Raw genomic sequence first — 10086 nt, 5'->3', positions numbered from 1 at the left:
CGGGGTGGAGCAGTCTGGTAGCTCGTCGGGCTCATAACCCGAAGGTCGCGGGTTCAAATCCCGCCCCCGCCACTAAGGGGTGTACGCCGCGTATCCCTGGTGCGGCCACCAGTTCCTCAATCCCGCCGTAGGTAGCACCCGGGTTCGCTCCATCATCGGCGATCTCGGCGACTGGTGCTCTCCCACTCAGGTGCAAGCCCACATCCACGCCATCCGGGTGGCAGGCGGCGACACCTCCGTGCGAATCGTGCCGAACGCCCACCACAGCTTCGACCGCACCACCCCCTGGAGCACGTACCCGATGCGGCCGTGGCCCCCAATGCACCCACCGTCTACATCGCCGACGACGGCGCCTTCATCCTCCCCACCTCGGATGTGCCCGACCCGGCCCTAGTCGACCTCGACGGCTTCCTCTACGCCGCCAAAGCCAGCTTCGGAGTCCGCGGCGCCCACATCGCCGGAACCCCCGACCTCGCCCCAGTATTCGTCGAAGACATGATGACGTTTTGGGCCGGCCTCATGGCACCGGGCCCGTACTAAGTCCGCTACCAGAGTTCGTCGAGGTATTGGGTGGTGCCGGGGATTGTGGGGATGAAGGGGGCTAGGAGTTCGAGGCGGGCGCCTTGGGCGGCGACGTCGTCGGCGAGGGTGGCGAAGGCGTCCCAGCAGTCTTCGGGGTCTTGGTCGCAGAAGTAGAGGCGGAGGACTTCGGGGTGCTCGCCGGTGAGGGGCGGCAGACCGCCTTCTTTACTGACCTGGACGAAGTCGATGATCTGGCCGATGGGGCTGTCCTCGGCCAACAGTTCGGGATCGCGCTCGGCCCGTAGGGCAGCCGCAGAAGCCAGCACCGAGTCGGTGTCTTCACCTCGGATCCAGGCCACCACCATGCCCGCATAGGGATGGTCGAGGGCGATCTCGGGCGGAATCGGGGCCGGTCCCCGGCCCGCCGAGCCGGCCAGGTCGTAGGCGGCGGTGCTGATGTGGTCGCGGTTGGGGTTCATGCGCCCAGTAGCGAACAGGTCAGGGCCGACCGCAAAGGAGTAGGCGAAGGTGTCGGCGTCGCGCCCCTGCTCCATCCAATAGAGGGCGATGAACGAGCCGTTGTCCACCGGATCGGCCACCACGCCATCGGCGGGGAAGCGCAGGTCCTTGAGCCGCCTCGTGGCCACGTAGCGCCGGTAGGCGAAGCAGCCGGGAGCGGCGGTCATGGCGGCGTAGGCATGGTCGTGCTCGTACCAGCGGTTGTACTCGTGCAGTCCTTCGCCGCGGTGCGGTTCGATGAAGGTGATCATCGAGTGGCCGAGATGGATCTGGCTGCCAATTGCCAGGGTCGAATCAGACATGTCGTCGCCTCCTGTCGCTGCCGAATGATAGGAGCGAGGCTGGGCCCGCGTCCGTGGCGGAGGCTGACAGCCTCTCAAATGTCGCAAAAGGCGGGGAGAAGGCCGTTGTAGGGTTCTGCGGTGTCTTCTGTGGGTCCGTGGTTGCTCGAAGACGGAGTGCTGCATCTGAACCACGGGTCGTTCGGGGCGACGCCGGCTCCGGTCTTGGAAGCACAGGAGCGGATTCGCCAGCGCTTTGAGGCCAACCCCACCAAGTACTTCGTGGGCGGCGAATACCAGCATGAGCTGGACGCCGCCCGCAGGGTGGTGGCCGATTTCGTAAGGGCTGATGAGGCGGGACTGGTGTTCGTGAACAACGCCACCACCGGGGTTAACGCCGTCTTTCGATCGCTTGAGCCCAGCCTGGCCCCGGGCGACGAGATCCTGGTGGCCGACCACGAGTACAACGCCTGCGTGAACGCGGCGCTGGTCTCGGCCGAACGGGCAAACGCCCGCATTGTCACGGCGCAGGTGCCGTTTCCGCTGGACTCTTCTCAGCAGGTGGTTGACGCTGTGCTCAAGGCCGTCACCGAACGCACCCGGGTCGTGATGATCGACTCGGTGACCTCCGCGACGGGGCTGGTGATGCCGGTGGCCGAACTCGCCGCCGCCCTTGAGCCCGAGGTGGCACTGCTGGTGGACGCCGCCCATGGCCCCGGCATGCTGGACTTCGACGTCTCTGCGCTGGGGGCCTCTTATGTGACGGCCAATTGCCACAAGTGGATGTGTGCCGCCAAGGGCGCGGCATTCCTGTGGGTGCGAGAGGACCGCCGAGAGGGCATGTACCCCTCGGTGATCAGCCACGGCTACAACGACGCCTGGCCATCCAGCGACAGCCGTTTCCACGCCCAGTTCGACTGGACGGGAACACAGGACCCAAGCGCCTGGCTCACCGTCCCCATCGCCCTCGACACGGTGGCGGCAATGCATCCCGACGGCTGGCCCGGAGTCCGAGCCGCTACCCGAGCGCTGTGTTTGATGGGCCGCAAGATCCTGCTCGACGCCCTGGGTATCGATCCGCCGGCACCCGAGGAAATGATCGGCTCGATCGCCTCGGTGCCTGTCCCGCCCGCCGACAACTCCGGTTCGGAGATCTTCGACCCGCTCATGGCCGCGCTGGCCGACAACCACAACATCCAGGTTCCGGTTTTCACCTGGCCCGAACCCCCCGAGCGCCTGCTCCGCATCTCCGCCCACCTCTACAACGAGGAATGGCACTACCAGCGCCTCGCCGATGCCCTCCTCACCGAGCTCGGCACCTAACTCAACTAGGAAAGGCGAGCCACAAGACCGACAGCAGGACCCAGGTCGCCATCAACAGCCAAGACCCATTGACCTCATGGGACCGTCAGCAAAATCAGCGGGTGGCCGCGGCGATTGGCGCGAATGCCTCCTCATCAATGAGGTGGGGGTTTTCGACTTTGATCGGCTCGATGACCACGTGGTTGGCGCCCGCCTCAAAATGCTCGCTTGCTCGCTGAGCGATTGCGTCGGGCGAACCGACAGACACGATGGATTCGCACAACTCGTCGCTGCCCCCATTGGCGAGGTCGTCGTCGGTGAACCCGGCAGAGACGAAGAGCCGCCGATAATTGCGCATCCCAAGTGAGCCGGCCAAGCGAGCACGGGCGGCTTGTAGACCTGCTGCATGATCCTTGGTTAGGCAGGCGTACTGCTTGACGCCGAGCCAGGCTTGGGGGCCGATGATGTCTCGGGCCCGGCTAACGAGTTTGGGCGGAATCTGAACTGGGATGGCGCCGGCGAAGTGCGCACCTGCTGCTGCCAGCATCTTGGGTCCGAGCGCACCGAGCACGACGGGCGGCGCTTCCGAGATTTCGGGGCCCAGCCAGAGGGTCGCGCGGATGGCCTCAAGGTATTGGGTGACGGTCTCGACCGGTGAAGCGTATGTCCGCTTGAGGGCATCTTCGATCAACTCGGGGTGCGACATGCCGATTCCGAGCAGGAAGCGACCGTCGGATTGGTCGGCAAGCGTATTGGCAGTTCCGCCTACTGATTCGGGTGTTCGCAAATGGATGTTGAGGACTGCCGTTCCCACCGTGAGCGAACAGGTGGCACTGAGCAGTTGCCCGGCGTGGATGAGCGGGTCTCGTCCGAAGGAATCGGTCAGCCAGATTGCGCTGTAACCGAGTTCCTCACTGTGTCTGGCAATCTCCTGTGTCTCTTTGACCGTCAAGTGATCGAAGCGAAAGCCAATCCCGATGCCGGTCGGGAGCGTTATGGAAGTCACGGCGCCCTCCTTGTGCGAGAAGCAGATTCGATGGCCACGAAGAGCGGCTCCAAGACGGCAAGGGACTCCTTGAGATGCGAGGCCATACTCTGTCGTTGGTCGCTTGCCATCCAGCGATCGTGGGCGATGCGCTGGGCCGAAACTATGGCACCGGCGAGGACGCCAATGGTGGCGTCGGTTTCTGGATCTCCCTTCAAGTGGCGGCCGACTATCGGCACGTAGACGGCTTCCCAGCGGTGAAGGTCCTCTAGCCCGGCAGAGCGAAGCTCAGGAGAGGCTCCCATGATCCTGGCAAGCTGTTGGAATAGCTCGGCATTGCCGTCATAGGTAGCCGCAACTTCGACTACCGCCTCGGCAATGGCGTCGGCCAGTGAAGTCGCGGGATCGATATCGCTGAGCACCTCGGCCACTCTTGCCCTCACATCAGTTGACGCGTCGAACAACACCTCCTCTTTGTTTGGGAAATAGCGGTAAAAGGTTCGAGGGGAGACGCCGACCGCAATGGCGATGTCGTCAACGGTTGTCTCGTGGTAGCCGTTTTGGGCGAACAGCCGTACCGCCGTCTCCCTCAGTTCTCGCCGAGTTCGGTCACGCTTGTACTCGCGAAGACCCACTTCGGGTCGCTTGATGCATCTGGGACCGGTCCCCATGTCGACAAATTATGTCAGCTTATGACAAATGGCAAATCATGACATTTTAGAGGGCAAGATGGAGTCGAATGGCTTTGTCCTGGAGGGCCATGAAATCGAAACTCGCTATACGCACGGCACCCTCAGCGGTGGCGGACGAGGCCGAACGGGAAGCGGCCTTCGATGAAGTAGGTGGACGACAAGAACACCGGCCGCCCCTCGCCGTCCAGGTGGTTCTGCACCAGCACGAGATAGGAGGGATCCTCTGGCCTTTCTCCCCAGCCAATGTCATCGCCGTGAGCGGCGTGGAGCTCGGTAGTTGCGACGGCGACATGATGACCATGTCGACCGAGCAACGCGAAGACGGACCCAGTGATTTCAGATGGGTCCGGTGCACCGCCAAGGTGGGCTACCGGGATGACGTCGTACGAGAAGGCCACGACTTCGGCATCGGCGGTCAAAGCCCTCTCGATCTCCACCACCTCCGCCGACGGGCTGAGCTGTAGCTCCTCGGCTTCCTCTTTGGAAATGGTTCTGATCGCAATGCTCCGAAAGCGCATGCCAGGTTCGAGACCGCGTCGACGAATCGTCTCGGTCATAGATTCGAGACGACGGATGTCGGCCTGGTGGTCATGCCCGGTCGCGACGACGACGGTGCCGGAACCATGCCGTGTCACCGTTAGTCCGCGGCTCTCCAGGTCCTGAAGAGCCGTGCGAACCGTGCTTCGGGACACCCCGTAGTGGGTGGCCAGTTGATGCTCACCCGGCAGGCGTCTACCGGTTGGCCACTCGTCGCTTTCGACGCGCTCCCGCAGGTCCCGTGCTATGCGGTCCGATTGGGTCATCGCGATCCTCTATGACGTGGTTGTCGCCCGGCAGTCACACGACTCGGATGTTGCCGCCGTCGATTGGGATCTGTGCGCCGGTTGTTGCCGCGAACGTGTCGCTGCAAAGCTCGGCGACGACAGCAGCAACCGACTTCGAGCTCACCGTTGAACCGAGCAGATTGCGGGACTTGTACTCCTCGACGGTCAATCCATGCTGCGCTGCCCTCGCCTCGAGGGTCTCATCGTCCCAAAGCCCGGTGTCGAACACGGCGTCAGGGTGGACGACGTTCACGCGGATGCCCTCTTCGGCCCACTCGATCGCCGCGACCCGCGCCAGTTGTGTCACGGCCGACTTGGACGCGGAGTAGGCGGCTGCGCCGGGCCCGGGGGCAGGTACGTTCTTTGATCCGATTATGACGACCCGACCACCGATGGGCGAGAGCGCCAAGAGGTCGTGAGTCGACGAGAGCAGCTGCGCGATCGCGTCGACGTTCACGGCTTGGACTGATCGCCAGTCGGCGAAATCGAGGTGTTGAATTGGCGCTGACGGGCCGAAGATGCCTGCCGCAGCAACGACGATGTCGACCCCGCCGAACCGTTCAACTGCGTCGTCGATGGCGTTTCGCTGGGCGTCTGCGTCGGTGACGTCGACCTCGCGCCCGAGCCAGTTCGGTCCTTCGAAGGCGCACTCGATTGCTGGTGAGGAGTCGAAACCGGTCACGGCGCAGCCTTGTGAGAGGAGGGCATCGGCACAAGCCCGGCCAATTCCCGATGCGGCCCCGGTGACGATGGCGGCGCAGCCGGTGAATCGGGCCTTCGGACCGTCGAGGGCGAGCTTGGCTTGCTCGAGCGACCAGTACTCGACGTCGAAGATGTCTTCGGGCGGGAGTGCGACGTAGCCGCCGAGGTGGTCTTCGGCCCGTTCGAGCACGGGCATGGTGTGGGCGTAGATCTCAGCCGAGATGGCCGATGCCTTGGCGGTGTCGCCAATGCCGAGAAGGCCGACTTCAGGGTCGACTAGGACCCGGGGCGCGGGGTCCAGCATCTTGAGTTGTTCCTCGGAGCGGTCTGCGTTGTCGCCGAAGTAGCCCTTGTAGGCCTCTGCGTAGGCGTCGATGTCGGTGCCGACCAACGCTGTTCGCTTCGTTCTCAACACATGGTCCGGGGTCAATGGACCCCGGTTGGCAAGGCTGTTAAGGTCAAGTCGAGCCACGAAGCGGGCGACTTGCGGCGTCCAGTGTCGGCCCACGATGAGCGGCTTTCCGGCGACCTCTGAGAGCTGCCGGCGAAGTTCGGCGAGGCGAAGGCAGCTGCACGGAGGAGGCGGTTCGGATGTCGGCGCCACCATCGGCGCATGTTCGTCGAGCCATGCTTCAGCGCGGGAGATGAGCTCTACATGTCGCTCGTAGGCCCCTCTCGTCGTGTCGGCAAAGGTGAACAGACCATGGTTGAGGAGGACCATCCCGGAGTAGCGGTCGTCGTCCCACATCTGCGACACGACCTTTGCGAGGTCGAAGCCCGGCATGACGTAGGGGATGATGAGCACGTCCGGTCCGTAGACGTCACTGACTATGGTCTCCCCTTCGGCCGTGTTGGTGAGGGTGACGATCACGTCGGCGTGGCTGTGTTGCACCGCCTTGTGGGGAATCAGGGCATGGAGGAGCGTCTCAACCGATGGGGCGGGTGCCGCAGGGTCCAGGCAGGCGGCCGAGAGCTCTCGCATCATGTCCACGTCGCTTAGCGAGTCGAGGGCAAGCAGCTCGAGGAGGCGAGCGTGTCGGAGCGGGGCGAAGCCCGCTCGCTCGATCGTGGCCAGATCCCAACCCGAGCCCTTCACGTAGAGCGCGTCAATGTCCTGACCTGTGAGGTCGTGGAACGGCCGTTTGACCGACGTGTTCCCGCCACCATGCAAAACGAGAGCTGGGTCGCTGCCCAGCAGCTGAGACCCATGGACGCATGCATCGAGGTCGTCGTCGTGTTCGCCGTCAGCGCTCGTCGACGTCCATCTGTTTTCCATGAGGCCCTCGCGACCGACCAACAATGCCTACTTGTCAGACAAATTAGGCGTTCGCCTGATGTGATGTCAACATCGGGTGCGAGGCTGCTCAGCCCATGAGCAACCGAACATCGGGGTTGAGATATCCGTGGCTGTGCGAGTACCTTGGCCATAGTTGTCAGACAAATAGGGGTAATTGGTCTTGAATCGTACTGTGGATTGGGTTGAAGACGCGGTGGAGGTCATCGACCAGACCTTGCTTCCTGGCGCGGTTGAAGTACTTCGCCTCATCACAGTCGCCGACGTGGTGGCGGCCATTGAACGGCTCTCCGTTCGGGGGGCTCCCGCGCTGGGGGTCGTCGGTGGTTTCGGCGTTGCGCTCGCCCACCGCGAGTCGGCAGGTGATCCCGCGCAGCTGGAGGCCTTGCTCAACGACCTAGAGAACGCTCGCCCTACAGCAGTGAACCTCTCGCGTATGGTCCGCCGTGTTGCCGAATTCGCTCCCCAGGGCTTCGACGCGGTGCTCAATGCAGCCTTTGAGGTCCGGGATGAAGAGATCGCGGCATCTCGCGGTATGGCAAGGCGAGGCGCCGATCTCGCGGCGCAGTTTGTGGATGGCCGGCCGCTGACGGTGATGACAATCTGCAACACAGGAGCGCTCGCCGCCGTGGAAGGCGGTACGGCGCTCGCGGTCGCCGAGGAGCTCCACAAGCGAGGCCTATTGGAGGAGGTTGTCGCGCTGGAGACCCGACCACTGCTGCAAGGCGCCCGGCTGACGGCCTGGGAGCTCGCCCAGATGGACGCTCCGCACCGGCTCATCGTTGACAGCGCGGCTGCATCGGTGCTGGCCAGCGGCCTTGTCGACGTTGTCTTGACCGGCGCTGACCGGATCGCCGCGAACGCAGACACCGCCAACAAGATAGGTACGTTCGGCCTTGCGCTCGCCGCCGCCGATGCTGGCGTTCCGTTTGTGGTGGTGGCTCCAGAATCGACCATCGACCTCGAAACAACCTCGGGCGCCTCAATCCCGATCGAGGATCGAGGTGCCCGCGAAGTTGTCTCCTACCCGCTTGAGGGTACGGCTCCGCCTGAGACTCAAGTGATCAATCCTGCGTTCGACGTCACTCGAGCCGAGCTCATCACGGCCATCGTCACCGAGCGTCGAGTGGTGGACATTTCCGGAGGAGAGACACTGACTGGCGAGCTGGGGTCCTGAGCCGCCGAGGTGACGGCGCTTTGCGGTCACCTCGCTTTGTTGGTCAGTACATGATGGTGCGGGTTAGGTGGTGGGGCCAGAAGGTGGCGTGGTACGCCTTCCAGAGCCGGAAGTCCACCTGAGGGACCACTAGCGACTGCGAGGGTGGGCGAATCTGATTGATGGCGTCGGTGAGTAGGGCAGTGGCATACAAGGTGTGGGCTCTGATCTCCACTTCCTCGGCACTGTCGGCGTGAATCAGCTCGCCTCGGTTGATGGCACCTTCCAACGTAGACCCTGCCTGTTCCTCGTTGTTTCCACTTGTGCCGTCTGACCTGCGAAAACTTTGCAGTGAAAGGAAGCACCCCACCTGAACTGGGATTCAGATGGGGTGCGAAAAGTGATAACGGTGATGAACACCGTTATTAGTGGTTGTGGGCCTACCGACCCCCGGTGGCCGGACCTTGAAAAGACTCGCTGCACCCGATCCCGTCGGAACCCATCGCAACCAAGCCGCAGCCCACAAGGACCAGGGGGGCTGTAGGGGTTTCAGGGGTAACTACCACCCGACGCCCAGAACCGCACACGGGCGATCCTGGGCGCGCTGGGCGGGTTCTGGCGGCTACCTCCGGTCCCACCAGCCGCGAACGCAGATGTACAGCATCCGGCCATGCCATTTCCCAACGGCGGTACACTCGCTACTGTTTGCAGCCTCCGCCCTCCGCGTCGGGCCGCACCGCGAGCTGTGGTGAGGCGTCCTGTCGAGCACATCGTTCCCAGGGACAACCCCGCAAACAGGGTGCGGGGTAGGCGAAGGCGTCGGATCGGGCGTGGCGGTGGGAGTCGGCGCAGGCGTCGCCGTCGGCGTGGGGGCAGGGGTGGAGTCGCCGGAACCGGAACCGGAGTCGGAATCGCCGTCGGTGTCGGTGGAATCGCCGATGCCGAGCTTGTCACCGATCCAACCAGCAGCTCTCTTCACGAGGTCGATTACATCGTCAACCCCGCAGGCAACCGTTATTGCAGCGAGCACCACGCCACCGGTACCGGTGGCTGATGCCGCCGCGAGCCTCCCGGCCAAGTGAAGCCCATAGGAAGTGAGCGTAAGAGCACCACTACCGGTACCCGTTACCGGCGCCTCGACATAAGCGCATGGACCAGGGCCGGTCTGTTCGGGGGGCTTCACCGGTGTGTAGCAATCGGGGCCATCAAGCATCTTTTGCCATGCCAACCAATGGCCGGAGTATTCCCGTCCCCGTTCGATTTCCTTGACCAGTTGCGCTTGTGTGAAGAGCCTGTTCCCGTCGCTGGTATATGCAAGGTACATATCGGGCAGCGGCGGGGCATAGGTTCCGTGTGGGCAGGGGAGGGCTTCGCAGACAGTCACTCTTTTGCCTCCCACAATCGTAGTTTTGCTGCGTTGCCATTCCCTACACTCTGGCTCATTCGGTGTGGGTCTCGGCGTCGGAGTCGGCGTCGGAGTCGGTGTGGGTTTCGGCGTCGGTTCGGCCGTGGGCCTCGGTGTGGGTTTCGGCGTCGGAGTCGGCGTCGGAGTCGGTGTGGGTTTCGGCGTCGGTTCGGCCGTGGGCCTCGGTGTGGGTTTCGGCGTCGGAGTCGGCGTCGGAGTCGGTGTGGGTTTCGGCGTCGGTTCGGCCGTGGGCCTCGGTGTGGGTTTCGGCGTCGGAGTCGGCGTCGGAGTCGGTGTGGGTTTCGGCGTCGGTTCGGCCGTGGGCCTCGGTGTGGGTTTCGGCGTCGGAGTCGGGGTGGGCTTGGGTCCGCATCCTGTTCCGCTGGAGTTGACCGGGAGTCCCG

Annotated in this window: 10 protein-coding genes and 1 tRNA gene; 4 read left to right on the top strand and 7 right to left on the bottom strand. The window is 63.8% G+C overall.

The window, feature by feature from the left end; translation table 11 throughout:
- Positions 1-72 (top strand) — tRNA-Met (locus OXG30_03170).
- A gap of 237 nt (positions 73-309) precedes the next feature.
- Positions 310-540 carry a hypothetical protein gene (locus OXG30_03165; GenBank protein MCY4133900.1) on the top strand — a complete coding sequence of 77 codons (231 nt, stop codon included), beginning with the start codon at positions 310-312 and terminating at the stop codon, positions 538-540.
- A gap of 5 nt (positions 541-545) precedes the next feature.
- On the opposite strand, the gene OXG30_03160 is transcribed toward OXG30_03165, so the two are convergent.
- A complete protein-coding gene (locus OXG30_03160; protein MCY4133899.1) occupies positions 546-1343 on the bottom strand; it encodes a hypothetical protein in 798 nt (265 codons plus the stop codon).
- 120 nt (positions 1344-1463) lie between these two features.
- Here OXG30_03160 and OXG30_03155 point away from each other — a divergent pair, with 120 nt between their 5' ends.
- Positions 1464-2645, top strand: a complete 1182-nt coding sequence (locus OXG30_03155) for an aminotransferase class V-fold PLP-dependent enzyme (GenBank protein MCY4133898.1) — start codon at positions 1464-1466, stop codon at positions 2643-2645.
- Between the two features lie 94 nt (positions 2646-2739).
- On the opposite strand, the gene OXG30_03150 is transcribed toward OXG30_03155, so the two are convergent.
- The 4 genes from OXG30_03150 to OXG30_03135 form a co-directional block, all read right to left on the bottom strand.
- Positions 2740-3630 carry a TIGR03620 family F420-dependent LLM class oxidoreductase gene (locus tag OXG30_03150; protein MCY4133897.1) on the bottom strand — a complete coding sequence of 297 codons (891 nt, stop codon included), beginning with the start codon at positions 3628-3630 and terminating at the stop codon, positions 2740-2742.
- Positions 3627-4244: a TetR family transcriptional regulator gene (locus tag OXG30_03145; GenBank protein MCY4133896.1), complete on the bottom strand. Its 618-nt coding sequence runs from the start codon at positions 4242-4244 to the stop codon at positions 3627-3629. Before OXG30_03145 ends, OXG30_03150 begins: the two co-directional genes overlap by 4 nt.
- A 158-nt stretch (positions 4245-4402) precedes the next feature.
- Positions 4403-5104, bottom strand: a complete 702-nt coding sequence (locus OXG30_03140) for a GntR family transcriptional regulator (protein MCY4133895.1) — start codon at positions 5102-5104, stop codon at positions 4403-4405.
- A 34-nt stretch (positions 5105-5138) separates the two neighbouring features.
- Positions 5139-7103 carry a bifunctional aldolase/short-chain dehydrogenase gene (locus OXG30_03135; protein MCY4133894.1) on the bottom strand — a complete coding sequence of 655 codons (1965 nt, stop codon included), beginning with the start codon at positions 7101-7103 and terminating at the stop codon, positions 5139-5141.
- A gap of 175 nt (positions 7104-7278) precedes the next feature.
- Here OXG30_03135 and mtnA point away from each other — a divergent pair, with 175 nt between their 5' ends.
- On the top strand, positions 7279-8298 hold the full coding sequence (gene mtnA, locus OXG30_03130) for an S-methyl-5-thioribose-1-phosphate isomerase (protein ID MCY4133893.1): 1020 nt from the start codon (positions 7279-7281) through the stop codon (positions 8296-8298).
- Between the two features lie 43 nt (positions 8299-8341).
- Here mtnA and OXG30_03125 read toward each other — a convergent pair whose 3' ends face one another.
- The gene (locus tag OXG30_03125; protein ID MCY4133892.1) at positions 8342-8566 is read right to left on the bottom strand and encodes a hypothetical protein; all 225 of its coding nucleotides are present in this window, start codon (positions 8564-8566) and stop codon (positions 8342-8344) included.
- 1150 nt (positions 8567-9716) lie between these two features.
- Positions 9717-10086 (bottom strand): cell wall protein (locus OXG30_03120; protein ID MCY4133891.1); only part of this gene is annotated, 370 nt, incomplete at its 5' end.

This window comes from bacterium (genome assembly GCA_026708015.1).
Taxonomy (GTDB): domain Bacteria; phylum Actinomycetota; class Acidimicrobiia; order Acidimicrobiales; family Bin134; genus Poriferisocius.
Note: the sequence above shows the minus strand (reverse complement) of the source record. Positions and strands in the feature narration are given on the sequence as shown.